Here is a 15782-nt window from a genome sequence, read left to right as displayed (position 1 = left end):
GTGAGCGCGGCGCTTCGGCGGGTCGGTGTCGATCCGGGCGACGCGCTCGACGAGTTCGAAGCCCTCGGTCTGGGTCGTCAGCGTCACACTGGCGACTGGGCCTGACTCGGCGGTGTGGTCGGTGGGCCTGTCGAAGAGCGGGGCATTTCGTGTGGGTGGGTGTCATCGTTTCGCCGTTGTAGGGCGTTGAACGTTTGATGGAGTTCGCCGAGTTCTTTCGCAGGGAGCAGGCGTCGTTGGTTCGGATGTGTTGGCTGTTGACCCTCGACGACCAAGCGGCGGCCGATGTTGCCCAGGAGGCGATGGCCCGGGCTTGGTCGTCGTGGGGGCGATTGGCGGGCGAGGGAGAGAATCCTGCGGGGTGGGTGAGGACGGTTGCGGCAAATCTCGCCAGGAGTCGATGGCGGAAGCTTCGCCGGGAGGCGGCCGTGCTGTCGAGGCTCGGGGATCGGACGTCGAGGCAACAGCTTGCCGATCCGGCATTGGAAGCGGCGTTGGGGAAGCTGGCGCCCCGTCAACGTGAGGCTGTCGTTCTTCGCTATTGGGCAGATCTTCCGGTCGCCGGGTGTGCCGAGGTGATGGGTGTGTCGCCGGGCTCGGTGAAACAGCACTTGGCGCGGGCTCATCGGCGGCTCGCCGATCTCGTCGAACCATCGATGTTGCAGGGGCTGGAGCTATGACGGTTCTCGGTGAACGAATGGAGCGGTTGGCGGCCGAAGCGACCGCGGGGATTGAACTGGCCGATCCGTCGTCCGCGGTTGTCATTCAGCCGGCTTCTGGGTGGGGAGGCTTGGGCCGGCGGAGCATTGTGGTCTTCGCGTCGGTTGTGGTCGCGGCAGCTGCGATCTTGGGCGTCTGGTCGCGCTTTGGTGGTGACAGCGTGGTTGTGACGGGTCCGGCCATGCGTATCGCCGATCGGCCGGGGGTGTTCACGCGACCGGCGCTTGCTTCCGATTCCCCTGATGACGCGACCATGGACATGCTGGCGCGGTCGCTGGCTGGGCTCGGGATTGGGCGGGATGCCCTTCGGGCTGGTCCTGCCGTTGATGGCAATCGTGTGTTCGTTGCCGCCGTGCCTAGCGACGTCGAGTTCTGTGTCTGGGTTGTTCGCGACGCGGACGGATCTGTTTCGAGGTCCTGTTTCCTGTTCGCGGAGCTTCTGGCGACGGGGTTGCCGCTGACAATCACGATCACGGACGTCAACGGACAGACCCTCCTCGTTGGGGTAGCGCCGCCCGATGTGGTGGGAGTCCGGGTCGCCGGTTCCGAGACGTCCTTCGCCGATGGCGTGTTCGTTGCCGTCGGCAGCGGCCAGGAGGTCGAACTGGTCCGCTCTCATGATCGGCAGGCTCAGCTCGACGGGTGTGACGCCCTCGCTGTTCTGGCAGGCAGGTGGAACAGACTGTCACCGGTAGGTGACGATGAGGCCTCTGAGATCACCGACGTGCTCGATCGCAGCGGAATCGATGAACTGGCCGCACTTTCCCAGCTCCTGAAGAAGCTGCCGACCCCGTGGGATCCGCGACAGTGGGCGGAGGAATTCGACCTAACCGAGCTCAACGAAGCGATCCCCGCGGCGACCGACGCGTGTCGAGGCGTCGAGGCTCCAGGCTGGTCGGTCCACTACGTTCCGGCTACCTGGAGATCCATCAACCACGAAGTGCCCGAACCCGAAGTAGACCTCGCAGCATTTGGCGAGTTGCAGGAACTCTCCGAAGCGGAACCGGAGCTGGGAAGGGTCGTCGGGCATGGCGTCGGACCGGTCTTCGGTGGCCAGATAAGCAACGCAGGCCCCACGATCGCATGGTGGCAAATCCAAGAGGATGGGGGTCTGGCATCGATTTGCCTGGGCGCAGGCGAACGCCAGATCACATCAACTTCCTGCAGTTCCAACCTGGTACTTGCCGAATGGCTCTCCGTTCCCGGAGCCGGTGCCGTCGTCGTGGTTGGTGTAGTCGACGGCGCCGCTTTCGCTACTGCTACACACGGGGACCTGACCCTCGTCCAGGCCGCTCGCGGCAGCTACTTCGTCTTCGCTCTCCCCGACGAGTCCCAAGCAGCGGTCGTCACCCAGTACAGCTCGACCGGCGACATCCTCACTGAACGCAGCATCAGCCCATCGCCGCCCGGCTAGGCCGTGTCGTGGACGAGGCCCCCGGAGCCGTCGATGCGGTCCGCCGGAGACGAGAATGCTGCCTAGCATCTCAGAAATTTCGATGGACCAATCTCAAAGCGTGTCGGATTGTCCGGTCCATCTCTGATCCAGCGGTCACTCATCCCGACTCAGGCTAGATCGCAGACCTTGACTCGACGGCCGTATTCGTTTGTATTACAAAACGATAGGGGAGTGATCTGTTCGATCTCGATGCGCTCGACGACAACGATCCGTTTGAGATCGATCATCAGCTCGCCCATCTGTTCAAACTCGAGACGCTCGGCGTCGACGACATCCAAGAGGTCTGGAACTCTGATCCGCTGTTCTGCCCAGCCAAGCCTCCGGCGCATTGGCTGATGGTTGCCGAGGTAGCGGGTGAGGTGTTGGTTGTCCCGCTGGCTCCGTCCGATAGCGGCGACGAGACGAGGTGCCGCCCGATCGGGTGCTATGTCGCCGCCAAGCATCTCGCTGATCGGTACAGGGAAGACATATGACGAACAAGATGACCCGAGAAGAGGAACGCGACTTCTACGCCGATCCCGAGAACCAGGTTCCGCAGGGCCCGGCGCGGCGACGTAAGTCGAAGTTGACCGAGCTCGTGCCGGTTCGGTTCGCCCCCGAGACCTTGGCGAGGATCCGCGATGCTGCCGATGCCGACGAACGATCTGTCTCGGCGTGGATTCGCCGCGCTGTGGACCACGAACTCGAACAAGGCCCTGCCCGGTCAGTCTGAGAAAACGCGCACGAAACGCGCACAAGACTCGCCAGATCGGGCCGGAATCGCTGGATTCGGTCGGATTGTCCGGACAAGGAAACCCCCTCTGACCAGGCTGTTTGGATTCCATCGGACTCGGCTGGACGTTTCGGGCCGCTCTTAAACCCCCCGGCTCCGAAAGGAGCGTGCGGGTTCGAACCCCGCTCCGGGCACTCCTTTGGAGGTGAGCGGTGGCACGGCGTAATTCGATTCGCCGGGCGGAACCGGGTTTGTACGGTTTCTGACCATGAAGCAGAAGCAGGTGGGTGATCGCAGCTTGGTGAGCGTTCGCAGGGTGGATCGTGTCGATCAGATCGAGGGCGCCGATCGCATCGAGGTTGCGCGTGTCGGTGGGTGGAGCATCGTCGTGAAGCGCGGCGAGTTTGCTCCCGGTGATCGGTGCGTCTATTTCGAGCTTGACGCATTTCTGCCCACCGACGATGCGAGGTTTGACTTCCTGGCCGAGCGTGGCGAACGGACAGCCGAAGACGGCCGGACGGGTCATGTCTTGAAGACGGCGCGCCTTCGAGGTGTCTTCTCGCAGGGGCTGGTGATGCCCCTCGATCTGTTCCCTGAGATCCGAGATGCGGATGGTAAGGATGTCGATCTCGGCGAGTTGATCGGTGTTTCGAAGTGGGAGCCGCCCATTCCGGCCGGCCTCGAGGGTGAGGTCTTGGGGCCGTTCCCGTCAGCGCTTGCCCGAAAAACCGATTCGGAGCGAATCCAGAATCTGACGCACGTCTACGACCAGATCCGCTCGTCGGCGCAGTGGGTGGCTACCGAGAAGATCGATGGAATGTCGGCGACGTTCATTCTCGACGATGGCAAGCTCCGCGTCTGTGGTCGCAATTGGGAGTACGCGGAGTCGGACGGCAACAAGATGTGGGCTCTCGCTCGCAGTCTGAGTTTGCCCGAGCGGATGGCGGATGGGCTGGTGCTGCAGGGCGAGGTGTTCGGTGAGGGCATCAGCTCGAACCCGCTGAAGATCAGCGGTCAGCGGTTCGCCGTCTTTGCCCTGTCCCGCGACAGGATTCCTGTCCCACGGAATGAGTGGCCGGATTGGGTCCGCGAGATCGCGGTGCCCGAACTCGACCTGGAACTCCCGGCAGCCGTCGAAGAAGCGCTGCAGCAGGCTGACGGCCTTGATTCGGCCATAACGCCCGGCCGTCGAGCTGAGGGAATCGTTTGGCACACCCTCGACGGCTCGATCCTCGACGAGCTCGATGGCCGCGGCACCTTCAAGGTGATCTCGAACCGCTACCTACTCAAGCACGACCGCTGAAGGCGGCGGCTGGCTAGGGCTCGCAGACCGTGATTTCGGCCGCGTACCAGCCGGAGGCTGGCGGGATGCGGAGTGGGTGAGGTGATGGGGAGGTGCCGGCTTCGAAGCGGACTTGGCGGCCGTTGACGACGTCGGTCGCGATGAGTTCGAAGTTGACCCAGTGGCCGCCTGCTGTCTCGGGTACGGCTCGAAGCGCCGAGGCCAGGTCCGGATAAGGGCTGAACCTGCTCTGTGCTGTGTTGCGGACTGGTCGCGTTGTTCTGGCGGTTCCGGCGGGGCATCGCAGCATGTGTGAGGGCGGCTGAACGGCGCCGACGCCGACGCTCACACGGGTGCCTCGTTCGAAGACCAGGTCGTTGGTTATGCCTGTCACCGGTGCCGGGTCGACGGCTAGGCCGACGAGTGTTAGGGCGAATCCGAAGTTGAAGAGTTGGCCCTGTTCGGTGGCGATGGCATAGCCATCGCCGATGGAAGCAATTCCTACGGCCCGATCATTCTCAGCGAGGATCCGGTCCAGACCCAGGTCTGCGGTCAGGCTCGGTATCGATCCCAAGTAGGGCGCGTCGCCGAACGTGAACACACCCCCGTCGGCGCCGAGCAGCCAGTACCCGTCACCCGTCGGTGTGGGTTCGATGTCGACTATCGGTTGTGCCAGTGAGACTCCTGGGGGCAGCACGCCGGGGACCGAGCCGTGGAACGCTGCGTCGCCGAACGCGAAGATCCCGCCGTCTCGTGCCGCCATCCAATAACCGTCACCGGTCGGGGTTGGAGCAAGCGCCACCATCGGTTCGTCGATTTCGATTCCACCCATCGACCCCAGATAGGGCGCACCTTCGGTGGCATAGAGCGCGCCGCCGAGGTCGATGCGCCAAACTCCGCCACCAGGACGAGTGGCGATGTCGACTCCGGCGACCAGCGCCGCGTCGTGTGGGGGCGGCTCGGCTCCGGCTCCCCCAAGCTCGATGATCCCGTCGGCGTTCGAGTAGACCTCATGGATCTCTCGATCTATCCGTATCACCAGGCCTTCGGCGGGAACGAGCGAGCGGCTGATCGCTATGAGCCGCTCACCGCCAGGTCCTGTGCCGATATCGGTGGCGAAGTCGAGGCCATCGAAAGTTGCGTCGGCGCCGGCAAGCCGGCCCCGGAGGCTGACGGGGATCACGAACTCGGTTCCGAAGTCGACCGGCTTGCCGCCGGTCCAGTCGACCTGGCTGGGGTCGTTGATCACGTTGTGAGCGCTGGATGATTGGGCGATCAGTCTCCACCCGGCGCCTGACGGTTCGTCGGGCAGCACCGTCGACGTGACGCGGCAAACGACGGAAAGGTCGAGCCCGTCGAGCAGCCAGGAGACGTCGCGGTCCAGTTCTTCGTCGGTCAGTTCGACGACCGCCCACGACGGACTGTCAACTGCAGGAAGCACACGGGAGCCTTTTCCGTAGGGCGACGGCCCCTCGGCCTGCTCGCCGTTGCGCCAGTTCTCAAGCCGGCGGTACAACTGCGCCCAAGCGTCAACGACCTCGCGGCGGTTCGGGTCGACCACCACCTCGACGCCGGTGTAGCCCTCCAAGACCCCGCGAACCGCTGAGGCATCGGCCTCCGAAACCGTGACCAGCTGGTAGTCGACCGCGATCAGTCCTCGATCGGCAACCAGGGCATCCACCTCCGGATACTGAGACAGCCTGTTGTCGATCGTGAACTCGAGACCCGTCAGGTCGGGCCTGGTGACCAGGCTCTGGCGGATCGGGTCGAAACGAAGCGCCCACGCCGTTGCCGCGTCGTAGTGCGAGTACCTGAGATCTGCCAGCAGTTCCTGTTCGGCAGCTATCACCGGGTCTTCCGATAGCTGCACAGAATCGAACGGCCCTGAGAGGTTCGGACACTCCTGGATGTCCCGAGCGGTGACCGGATCGGCCGCCAGTACCGAACCCGGCATCACGACCACAATCACCGCCGCCAAGACCACCAAACCGACAACGCGGACCAGCTGAACCATCGGGGTTCCTTCCACCATTCGACGGACGGTACAACGCCGGCATCCGGGGTGCGCTTACACGCGGGATGCCCGAGCCGGACGCGCACAAACCGCGCTCAAGACTCGCAGGAGCGGGGCGGAACTGCCGGACCCAGCCGAAAAGCCCGGACAAGAAGAAACCCTCTGACCAGCAACTATGGATTGCGCTGGACTCAGCCGGACGTTTCGTGCCGCTCCTAAACCCCCCGGCTCCGAAAGGAGCGTGCGGGTTCGAACTCCGCTCCGGGCACCTCTGACCAGGGGTCTTGTCGCTTCGGCTCGATCTGCGTGAAGGCCCCTCTGTCCAGCCCCGATCTGCTCGGGTATGCCGAGACACCCGGTGTTACCGTGCGGCACGTGAGGTGGATTGGCGTAGTCGTTCTGGTTTCGGTGGCCTCGTTGGGTTCGTGTGGTGGTAGCGGTGGCGACCCTGATCCCGTGCTGCGATCGGCCGCATACAGCCAATGTGCGTTGGGGGAGGGCGAGGACCGGGATCCGCCATTCCTGTACTGGGCCATGGGCGCTATCGCAGTGTTCTCGACAGATGACCGCGTAGCTGAGCGAGTAGCGCCACGCGGGGATTCGGCAGCGGAGCGCGACGCAGCTCGCCTAGAGAATGAGCGGAATGCCGAGGCAGCCTTTGTCCTTCACCCCGACCAGGTTCGCGCCGTGAGGGACCTGGGTGAAGACGCGGTCTCGATCTTTGCCTACACCGCTTGGGGCGGGCCGGCGAGGCTCACAGAACTGTTGGTGTTTCTGATGCCAGACGATTCGGTGGTCTTCGCCGGAGTGTGCGCATCCGAGTACGCAGTTGCGCTCGAGGCATTTGCCGCTAGCGAAGGATTGACCGCGGGCACCGTGATGCGGACGATTGTCGCTGAGCCCGAGCTAGGCGTGGCAGTGTCGCCGTATCAGTCGGGAATCGACGTTCCCGACTTCGAGCCGATCGAAGGGTGACTCCCGAGAGGCTCAGACCCGCTCCGCGCCTCTCGAGCAACCAGAGTCTGCTCCCAGGCGTCGCCGCGGACGCGTGGTGGCTACTGGTCGTGCCAGTACTGACACACTCTGTGGTGTTTCTTTATCAATAGAGACTGTCCCACCCCTTCAGTAGGCTTTCGATCACAGATCGAAAGCCCGTTCGACACACGAGGCAGCGGAAACAAAGCAGGGAACATTCATGGTGGAACCAGCGATCTACACGACACAAGAACTCGACGTTTGTCGTCGGGAAGCCGACCTGCTGATCGAAACCGGCCGCCGTATCACCCAAGCCCACTATCGGCTTGTTGTCGGGTGCGCCGAGTTCGCTGACGGGCCGGTGTGGATCGCAGACGGAGAACCATCGGCCGCGCACTGGTTGGCGCCACGCCTCGACGCCTGTGCGTCCACGGTTCGTGACTGGATACGCGTGGGCCGCGCTCTGCGCGTTCTTCACGCGTCCGCTGCTGCGTTCCAAACCGGTGAGATCTCCTACAGCAAAGTACGGGCGCTCGTGTCTATGGCCACACCGGCCAACGAAACCGAACTGTTGGCTATCGCACGCACCACACCAGCAGCAGACATCGCCAAAGCATTCGCCCGCTGGTCACAACAACACGAACCCCACACCATCATCGACAATCGCCACCGGCGATCACGCGCCATGCGGACCCGTAACGAACCAGACGGCACCGTCTCAATAAGTCTGCGGCTCCCACCCCTACAAGCCGGCGTGCTCGAGCGTGCTGTCGAGGCACAGGTGATGCGCCGCACCATGCAACGCGAACCCGACGGCACCTGGCCATCGCTGGCTCAGCAAAGAGCAGACGCCCTAACCGAACTAGTCACCACCAACAGCCAACACCGGTTCGAGGTCCTCATTCACGTGGACCACGACGGTTGCCGGTTCCCTGACGGAACACCACTCACCGACACCACCATCGGCAGCCTTCTCGACCAAGCAGCCATCAGACTCATCGTCCACGACACCAACGGCCGTCCGGTCAACGCGTCAGACGCCAGACGGCGACCAACCATCCGCCAGAAACGCACCACCCAAACCAGCCAACCCGCATGCACCCAATGCGGAACAATCGACCTACCCAACATCCACCACACCACCCCACACGCACAAACCGGCCACACCCGAACCGACCAACTCCAAACCCTCTGCACACCCTGCCACCGCAAGCATCACAAAGGCGGCCGCTAGTCGGGTGGGCTGATTCGTTCCTCGGTCTTGGTTGCCAGCTTGTTCAGCATTCCCCGAAACACCAGAGCGTGAAAGGGAATGAGGGCCCACCAGTACAGTCGCCCGACAAGACCTGCCGGCACGAACCGCGCTCGCTGGTGGATACACGAGCGCTCGTGGCCGAGGTCCTCGACCTCCCACTCGAGCCAGCCATGACCCGGCATGCGCATCTCGGCGCGCAGCCGCAGGAGCGCGGGCTCGAGAGCGTCGACCACGAAGAAGTCGACCATGTCGCCCACGACGAGCTCGGTCGGATGTCGCCTCCCTCGCCTGTACCCAACCCCGCCCAACAGGTCATCGCCGAACCCTCGGATGCGCCACATCCAGTCGAACGCCAGCCAGCCGGTCTGCCCGCCCAGCGACTTGATCGTCGACATCGCTTCACTCAGGGGCGCTTCGACGGTCGTCGATCGCTGGTCGGTCAACACCGTGCCCCCAGACCATCCGGGGTCGAATGGTCTCGGGCGTGCAGGGTCGAGCGGGCGGCTGGCGGCGGTCCAGCGCGTCGGGATGTCCAGGTCCTGTATTGCGGTCAGCGCCGCTGCGATCGCTTCGGCTGCCCCCAGCGGTCTGAGCCCCAGCTCGTCGGCCAGATCGCGGCCGCTGACGACCACATCGTTCTGGAGGCCGAGCACCAGCTCGTGGGCGATCCCGCGAGGCAGCGAGGTCACCAGATCGACCCAGTGCGTCGAAAGCCGAGGCGTCACGAACGGAACAGGAAGAATCACGCGTCGCGCAAGGCCCGCCGCCGAAGCGTGCAGTTGCATCAGCTCGGCGTAGGTGACCACATCTGGCCCGCCCAACTCCCAAACCCCTGGGTCGATGTCGGCGGTAGCCAGCCGTTGAAGCGCCTCGAGCACGTCGCCAACGCTCACGGGCTGGCATCGGGTCCGGCCGACCCACCGCGGTGTGATCATCAGCGGCAGCACTTCGACCAAACCGCGCAACATCTCAAACGATGCGCTGCCCGAACCCAGAATCACCGCCGCCCGCACCTCGACCACGGGCGTTGCCCCGGCCGCCAGAACCTCACCGACCAGGTGTCGGCTGGACAGGTGGGCTGAAAGATCGTCGGAGTCGTCGCCCAGACCACCCAGGTAGACGATGGTCTTGACACCAGCGAACTGGGCAGCCCTGCTGGCGTTCTGGGCACATCGGCGCTCGATCTCGTCGAAGTCTTCGCCAGCGCCGAGGCTGTGCACCAGGTAGTAGACCAGGTCTGCGCCGTGGAACGCGCCTGACAGCGAGTTCGGATCCAGCAGGTCGCCTTTGAACACCTCGACCAAGGGCCGCCACGGGCGGCCGCTGAGCTTGTCTGGCGTTCTTGCCAGGCAGCAAACCTCGTGCCCGTCCTCGACCAGCTGGGGCACCAATCGCCCCCCGATGTAGCCGGTAGCTCCGAGCACGAGAATTCTCATGAACATCCCATGCCCAGGGCGCCGATCAGCCAAACCGTTCGCCAGAATTCAATCCATGGAACTGTTCGAGATCGAGGACGAGAAGAAGCTGTCGCGAGAAGAAGCGGCCAAGTGGCTACACCAACTCGCCGACACGCTCGAGCGTCACAACCAGGTCGAGTTCGTGCAGAAGGGTCTTCCCATCAAGATCAAGGTGCCAGACGAGGTGACCATGGAGGTCGAGGTCGAGATCGGGGAAGAGAACAGCCTCGAGATCGAGATCAGCTGGTAGCGCGAACCTATTCGGTCATCAGGTCGGCGACCCGCAGTTCGCCTTCGCGCGTCTGACCGCCGCGCGCCAAGAACTCGCGCATCAGGGCCTGGGTGCCGGGTAGACGCATTGTCTGTTGGAACAGGAACGCCTCTTCCAGTAGGCCCTCGGACAGGTCGAGTTCGTCGGCGTTCAACACCGACTGCTTGGCCAGAGCCACGGCCCCCGGGGAGAACGAGGCGATACGTCTCGCCAGCGCATCGACGAACGGGGTCAGCTCGTCTGCGGGCATCGCACGATTGACCAAACCCCATCGGTCGGCCGTTTCGGCGTCGATGTCGACTCCGCCGAGCACTATCTCCATGGCGCGGCCGCGACCCACCAGGCGTGGCAACCGCTGGGTGCCCGACCCACCTGGCAAGATGCCCAGCGGTACCTCCATCTGATTGAAGACCGCACTGCCCAGCGCAGCGAAGCGCATGTCGAACGACATGGCCAGCTCGTTTCCTCCGCCACCAACACGTCCCGCGATCTCTGCGATGGTCGGCTTGGGCATGGTGCGATAGGTCTCGCACATGCGATGAAACGAGTTCAGCGTGTCGCTTCGCTGAGCGGGCTCGTCGACGGGGGCTGCTTCCAGCACCTCGACGTCGAAGTGAGCGATGAAGAACTCTGGGTTGGCGCTGCGAAGCACCACCACGCGCACCTCGTCGTCAGTGGCGGTCGCATCGGCGAAGTTGCGCAGATCTCGAAACAGCTGAGGGGTCATCACGTTGACGGGCGGAGCGTCGATGACGCCAACCGCCACACGATCGGAGATGTCGATGCTCAGGGTTTCGAATCCGTCGTACACAGGTGCCCCCACGTCGGCGCGTCGTCAACCGTCGGCTGACCGCATCAACGAACCTACTTCGCGGTCGCGTTGGCGGTCAGATCGCAGCAGGGCTTCAGCGGCGCCCAGCCGGTCGTGTTGCGGCTTGTTCTGGCTGAGCTTGCGCTTGGCTTCGACGTGGTCGACTTTGATTCGCAGCCCGACGATCGCAGAGAGCATCTTGTTGATGTAGTCGTCGGGGGCGTCGTCGACGCGCCATGCCGGTGAGTCTCCGGGGGTTCTGGCTTCGTTGAGGTCGGTCAGCGCAGTGACGGTGTCGAGCTTCCAGGTGTCGTCATGAACGACCTCGACAGTTCCGTGAACGTGGATCAGTTCGTAGTTCCACGTGGGCACCACCTTGGCGTCGCTGGCCTTGGTGGGGTACCAGCGCGGCGAGATATAGGCGTCAACAGTCGGCACTATCAGCAGCGCCTCGGCGCCATCGATGCGGCGCCAGTGGTCGTTGGCCCTGGCTACGTGAGCGCTGACCAGCGTCAGTTCATCGTCGACAAGGAACGGAAGAGCTGTCGACTCGAGCCGGTCGACCGAGGTGACCAGATGACCAAATGGCACAGCGCGCAACACGGCGAGCGCGGGGTGTGGTCGTCGACGGCGAACGCCTTCGGAACGTACATGCAGCGAAGCTAGCTCTGGTCGGCGAACAAGGCGCCGCCCTTTACCAGCCACGAAAACCGAACGCCAGAACCGCGACCGACTCGAGCCAGAAGACCAGCTCGAGATGGAACAGATCGGATACGGCGATCATGACCATGCAAGCCACGATCGTCCAGCCACAGAAGCGGAAGACCTTGTTGCGTTTGATCTTGTTGCCAGTGGCCGTCGAGTGCTGCGGGTCGTTGCGGAACACCCGTAACAGCCTGCGCTGCCAGGACATGTCGGCGGTGACCTCGCCTGCGGTCTTGGTGAAGTGGTACAGGCTGAACACGGCCAGCAACCCGAAGACGACGGCGGCGCTGAGCTTGTGTGCGTATCCGACCAGTCGGGGCGCACCCACGGCGTCGGCCCCCTGGCTGGGAGTTGGCAGGAGTGCGACGGCGATCATCGCCGCGCTCATGACGTTGCTGAGCGCGTTGTCGATCTTGTGGCCGGGCCTCGGCCGATAGTCGTACGACAAGAAGAACACGGCCAGGGCGCACAGGCTGCCCACGAAGTAGCCGCCGGTGCGGCCGTAGTAGTACGCGCTGATCGATCCCCGCAGCGCTTGGCCATCGAGCAACCAGTCGCCGAGGCCACGCCGAACGGCAGCGCAACGGCGATTACCCCCACGACCTTCTGTAGGTAGGCGTACGACCGGGCCAGCACATCCTGCTCGACCGGGCTCATCAGCTCGGCGGGCGGCGGCTCTTCCACATCTCAATGGTTACCAGGTGCCGTAGCCGGGGCGCCTGGTAACGGGGTCACGCAGCCAGATCGGAGGCCAGCGCTTCGCGCTGTTCGGCCGACAGCTGTACCTCGCCGGCCAGCTCTTCGAAGTCGCAGCCGACTGCGACGGGTGTTTGGCCGTTGACGCCGAACGTCAGGTACTGAACAGCAGACAGACGATCGTCGCCGACCTGGGCCGCGTCGTAGGACGCATAGACCTTGGTGCCGTCTTCGAGCTTGACGTACAGGGTCTTCTCGAGGCCCAGCCAGCGGCTCAGCAGCGGCTTGCGGTCGAACTGTTCTTCGATCTCGATGAGCAGCACGCAGGGCAGATCACCGTCGTCGCCGAGGAACTGGTTGTAGACCTCGATCTCGTCGACGATGGCGGCCTCGCGCACGATGCGTTCGGCCCGGATGATCTCCTGCACCTGGTAGGTGAGGGTCTCCTTGTTTTCGAACAGGAAAGTCAGGTACTCGCCGAGGTGCACCCGGCGTGGCCGCTTGACCTCGAAAATGTGGGCGCGGGCCTGGTCGCGGGTGTCTTCGTAGGTTTGGTAGTCGACGACGTCAGTGCGTTCGATGAGGCGGGTCATTGCGTGTTCACTCCTCTGATTTCTCGACTGGGGTGGGGAAACCGTCAGGGCGATAGGCGCGGGCCAGGATCGACATGGGATGCATGGGCCGTCGGCCGGCGTGTTGGCCGAACTGGATGGCTGCCAGCGGACAGTCGGTGGCCCAGACCTCGGCATCGGCGGCGGCCTTCATCCCGTCGAAGGCCTTCTTGCCGATGCGGATAGAGACCTCGTAGCCCTCGGTCTTCATGGCATAGGTGCCATCGTGGCCACAGCACTCCATGGTGGTGCTGGGCGTGACGCCTGGAATCTTGCGGATCAGGTCGCGGCCCTTGAAGCCGACCGCCTGAGCCCTGAGGTGGCACGGGGCGTGGTACGAGACGTTGCCCGGTGTCGATTTGAAGTCTTCGTTGAAGCGTTCCTCGCGGCGGATCGACCACAGGAACTCCGAAGGGTCCATCACCTGCTCTGCCAGCTTGGCCGCACGGTCGCGGTCGTCCTCGTCGACGAGGTCGGGGTATTCGTTGCGCAGCATCATCGAGCAGGTGGGGTTGATGGCCAAGACCTTCTTGCCCGCAGCCACGTGCGGCTCGAGCTTGTCGAGGTTGTTCTTGGCCTTCTTGCGAAGGGTGTCGAGGTCGCCCGATTCCCAAGCCGGCATGCCGCAGCAGTTGAGCCCCTTCTCGCAGGTGATGTCGACGCTGTTGGCCCGCAAGACATCGACGGTGTCGCGGCCGATCTCGGGTTCGTTGTGCTGCACGTAGCACGTCTGGAACAGCACGGCCTCGCCCTGTGAGGGGTTGTCGTGGATGAGCCCCTCGTTCTGGGCCCACTTCTCGAACGTGCTGCGGGCGAACTCGGGAAGCTCCTTGTCGGGGTGGATGCCGAGGACCTTCTCGAGGAACTGACGATGCAGCTTCGATCGTGAGTTGAGCTTGTTGGCGGCGCCCATGCTGGCCCTGGCTGCCACGGCGGTGCGGTCGGGGTCGCCGAGCACCTTGTCGCGAAAGCTCGTGCCGTTCTCGCGGGTGCGCTGGGCCTTGTATCGGTGAACCAGCTTGGGGAAGTCGAGCTGGTACTCGTGCTCGTCGCGCACCGTGTAGGGGCACTGCACCTCGCAGAGCTTGCACTGGAAGCACTCGTCCATGACCTGGGCCGTCTCGGCCTCGGTGATCTTGCGCACGTCGCCGTCGTGACGATCGTCGATGAACGAAAACAGCGAGGGAAACGAATCGCAGAACTTGAAGCACATGCGGCAGCCATGGCAGATCTCGAACGTCCGCTCGATTTCCTTGGCCAGACCCTTTGGATCCCAGTAGACGGGATCGGACGGGTCATAGGAGAGGCCGTCGGTCGGCGAGTAGGAGATTGGTCCGCTTGATCCGGTCATGGCTGCCGATGTGCTTTCAGTTCGTATGGATTCTGGAAGGGCCGAGGCCGATCAGCTGATCGACTCGAGCATCTCCTGGAAGCGGCCGGCGTGGCTCTTTTCGGCCTTGGCGAGGGTCTCGAACCAGTCGGCGATCTCGTCGAAGCCCTCTTCGCGAGCGGCCTTGGCCATGCCCGGGTACATCTCGGTGTACTCGTGGGTCTCGCCGGCTACGGCCGACTTGAGGTTGGCGACGGTGTCGCCCATCGGCTCGTCGGTGGCGGGGTCGCCGACCGACTTGAGATAGTCGAGGTGGCCATGAGCGTGGCCGGTCTCGCCCTCAGCGGTCTCGCGGAAGTTGCCGGCGACCTCGGGGTAACCCTCGACGTCGGCGATCTTCGCGAAGTAGAGGTAGCGACGGTTGGCCTGCGATTCGCCGGCAAACGCGTCCTTGAGGTTCTGGTGGGTCTTCGTGCCCTGGAGGCTCATGAACTTCTCCTTGGAGGATGGTCAGTGACCGTTGGTTTCGCCGACCGCGCGGGTCGACATCCGGACTCTAGCACTTTCTGGACTGATTCCAACTTTGTTGTCAGTCTTGATCTGGCGCGCTTATACTTGGATTTCATGTATCCGTCATTGCTGGAGCGTCTAAGGGACAGGGGCTATCGCCTCACGTCGCAGCGTCGCGTCGTGGCCGAGGTTCTCGACGGCGACCACGTTCACATGACGGCCGACGAAGTGCTCGAGGCGGCGGTGGGCAGGCTCCCCGAGATCAGCCGTGCGACGGTGTACAACACCTTGCGCGAGCTGACCGAGTTGGGAGAGGTCCTCGAGCTCAATCTCGACGGCCGCTCTAAGCGCTACGACCCCAACGTCACCCGCGCTCACCACCACCTGGTGTGTGACGGCTGCGGAATGGTGTTCGACGTGCAGTTCGAGGTCGAGGCTCCGGCGCTCGCGGCGACCGAAACCCACGGCATGAAGCTGGGCCGGGCCGAAATCGTTCACCACGGTACTTGCCCGACCTGCACCAACTAGGCCAACCTTTGGCATGAGCCAAACCCCTGACCCGCTTTCCCTGCTGCCGATTTTCGCCGACCTCTCGAAGTCGGACATGAAGCGCGTCAACAAACTGATGGCCGAGACGGTCGTCAAAGCCGGGCGCAACCTCGTCACCGAGGGCACCGTGGGACGTGAGGTGTTCGTGATCCGCGACGGCAAGGCGACGGTTCGCAAGGGGTCGCGTGTCATCGCCACCGTCGGTCCGGGCGATGTCGTCGGCGAAGGTTCACTGATCTCGGGCGAGCCCCGCAGCGCCACCGTCACCGCCGACACCGACATGACGGTCGAGGTGCTCGATCGGCGCGAGTTCTCGTCGCTGCTCGAGGAGTTCCCCGGCATCGCCCGAAAGATCCTCGCCGCCACGATGCGCCATCTCCACACCGTTGATCCTTCGGTGGCTCACTGACCCTGGGCGACGAGGGTGC

General features: G+C 63.8%; 17 protein-coding genes. 8 read left to right on the top strand and 9 right to left on the bottom strand.

Translation table 11 applies throughout. From position 1 onward, the window contains the following. Positions 1 to 676 precede the first annotated feature (676 nt). On the top strand, positions 677 to 2134 hold the full coding sequence (locus tag R2770_08795; GenBank protein ID MEZ5280561.1) for a hypothetical protein: 1458 nt from the start codon (positions 677 to 679) through the stop codon (positions 2132 to 2134). A gap of 149 nt (positions 2135 to 2283) precedes the next feature. Here R2770_08795 and R2770_08790 read toward each other — a convergent pair whose 3' ends face one another. Then, positions 2284 to 2619 (bottom strand): hypothetical protein, encoded by a 336-nt coding sequence (locus tag R2770_08790; protein MEZ5280560.1) that lies wholly within the window; start codon positions 2617 to 2619, stop codon positions 2284 to 2286. 26 nt (positions 2620 to 2645) lie between these two features. Here R2770_08790 and R2770_08785 point away from each other — a divergent pair, with 26 nt between their 5' ends. Continuing rightward, the gene (locus tag R2770_08785; protein ID MEZ5280559.1) at positions 2646 to 2888 is read left to right on the top strand and encodes a CopG family transcriptional regulator; all 243 of its coding nucleotides are present in this window, start codon (positions 2646 to 2648) and stop codon (positions 2886 to 2888) included. A gap of 268 nt (positions 2889 to 3156) precedes the next feature. Then, the gene (locus R2770_08780; protein MEZ5280558.1) at positions 3157 to 4191 is read left to right on the top strand and encodes an RNA ligase (ATP); all 1035 of its coding nucleotides are present in this window, start codon (positions 3157 to 3159) and stop codon (positions 4189 to 4191) included. Positions 4192 to 4204: 13 nt separating this feature from the next. Here the strand turns inward: R2770_08780 and R2770_08775 are convergent, their stop codons facing one another. Next, positions 4205 to 6202: a hypothetical protein gene (locus R2770_08775; protein MEZ5280557.1), complete on the bottom strand. Its 1998-nt coding sequence runs from the start codon at positions 6200 to 6202 to the stop codon at positions 4205 to 4207. A 669-nt stretch (positions 6203 to 6871) separates the two neighbouring features. On the opposite strand from R2770_08775, the gene R2770_08770 reads away from it, so the two are divergent. Beyond that, complete coding sequence (locus tag R2770_08770) at positions 6872 to 7159, top strand: hypothetical protein (protein ID MEZ5280556.1); 288 nt, start codon at positions 6872 to 6874, stop codon at positions 7157 to 7159. Between the two features lie 220 nt (positions 7160 to 7379). Beyond that, complete coding sequence (locus R2770_08765; GenBank protein ID MEZ5280555.1) at positions 7380 to 8393, top strand: HNH endonuclease; 1014 nt, start codon at positions 7380 to 7382, stop codon at positions 8391 to 8393. On the opposite strand, the gene R2770_08760 is transcribed toward R2770_08765, so the two are convergent. Next, on the bottom strand, positions 8390 to 9850 hold the full coding sequence (locus tag R2770_08760) for an SDR family oxidoreductase (protein MEZ5280554.1): 1461 nt from the start codon (positions 9848 to 9850) through the stop codon (positions 8390 to 8392). The genes R2770_08765 and R2770_08760 overlap by 4 nt on opposite strands. Before the next feature lie 55 nt (positions 9851 to 9905). Here R2770_08760 and R2770_08755 point away from each other — a divergent pair, with 55 nt between their 5' ends. Continuing rightward, on the top strand, positions 9906 to 10121 hold the full coding sequence (locus R2770_08755) for an amphi-Trp domain-containing protein (GenBank protein ID MEZ5280553.1): 216 nt from the start codon (positions 9906 to 9908) through the stop codon (positions 10119 to 10121). 7 nt (positions 10122 to 10128) lie between these two features. On the opposite strand, the gene R2770_08750 is transcribed toward R2770_08755, so the two are convergent. The 6 genes from R2770_08750 to R2770_08725 form a co-directional block, all read right to left on the bottom strand. Continuing rightward, on the bottom strand, positions 10129 to 10965 hold the full coding sequence (locus R2770_08750; GenBank protein MEZ5280552.1) for an enoyl-CoA hydratase/isomerase family protein: 837 nt from the start codon (positions 10963 to 10965) through the stop codon (positions 10129 to 10131). A 12-nt stretch (positions 10966 to 10977) separates the two neighbouring features. Further along, positions 10978 to 11658, bottom strand: coding sequence for an FMN-binding negative transcriptional regulator (locus tag R2770_08745; GenBank protein ID MEZ5280551.1), 681 nt, complete (start codon positions 11656 to 11658; stop codon positions 10978 to 10980). Next, a complete protein-coding gene (locus tag R2770_08740; protein MEZ5280550.1) occupies positions 11648 to 12208 on the bottom strand; it encodes a hypothetical protein in 561 nt (186 codons plus the stop codon). Before R2770_08740 ends, R2770_08745 begins: the two co-directional genes overlap by 11 nt. Positions 12209 to 12389: 181 nt before the next feature. Continuing rightward, entirely contained in the window at positions 12390 to 12947 is a 558-nt protein-coding gene (locus R2770_08735; GenBank protein MEZ5280549.1) for a DUF3501 family protein, read from the bottom strand. Between the two features lie 7 nt (positions 12948 to 12954). Beyond that, on the bottom strand, positions 12955 to 14316 hold the full coding sequence (locus tag R2770_08730; protein ID MEZ5280548.1) for a heterodisulfide reductase-related iron-sulfur binding cluster: 1362 nt from the start codon (positions 14314 to 14316) through the stop codon (positions 12955 to 12957). 51 nt (positions 14317 to 14367) lie between these two features. Beyond that, entirely contained in the window at positions 14368 to 14784 is a 417-nt protein-coding gene (locus tag R2770_08725; GenBank protein MEZ5280547.1) for a rubrerythrin family protein, read from the bottom strand. 135 nt (positions 14785 to 14919) lie between these two features. Here R2770_08725 and R2770_08720 point away from each other — a divergent pair, with 135 nt between their 5' ends. Together R2770_08720 and R2770_08715 are read left to right on the top strand one after the other, a co-directional pair. Next, positions 14920 to 15333, top strand: coding sequence for a Fur family transcriptional regulator (locus R2770_08720; protein ID MEZ5280546.1), 414 nt, complete (start codon positions 14920 to 14922; stop codon positions 15331 to 15333). Positions 15334 to 15346: 13 nt separating this feature from the next. Continuing rightward, positions 15347 to 15763, top strand: a complete 417-nt coding sequence (locus tag R2770_08715) for a cyclic nucleotide-binding domain-containing protein (protein MEZ5280545.1) — start codon at positions 15347 to 15349, stop codon at positions 15761 to 15763. The last annotated feature ends 19 nt before the right edge of the window (positions 15764 to 15782 follow it).

The organism is Acidimicrobiales bacterium, assembly GCA_041394185.1.
In the GTDB taxonomy this organism is placed as follows: domain Bacteria; phylum Actinomycetota; class Acidimicrobiia; order Acidimicrobiales; family Poriferisodalaceae; genus JAAETH01.
This window is presented reverse-complemented; position numbering and strand designations above follow the sequence as displayed.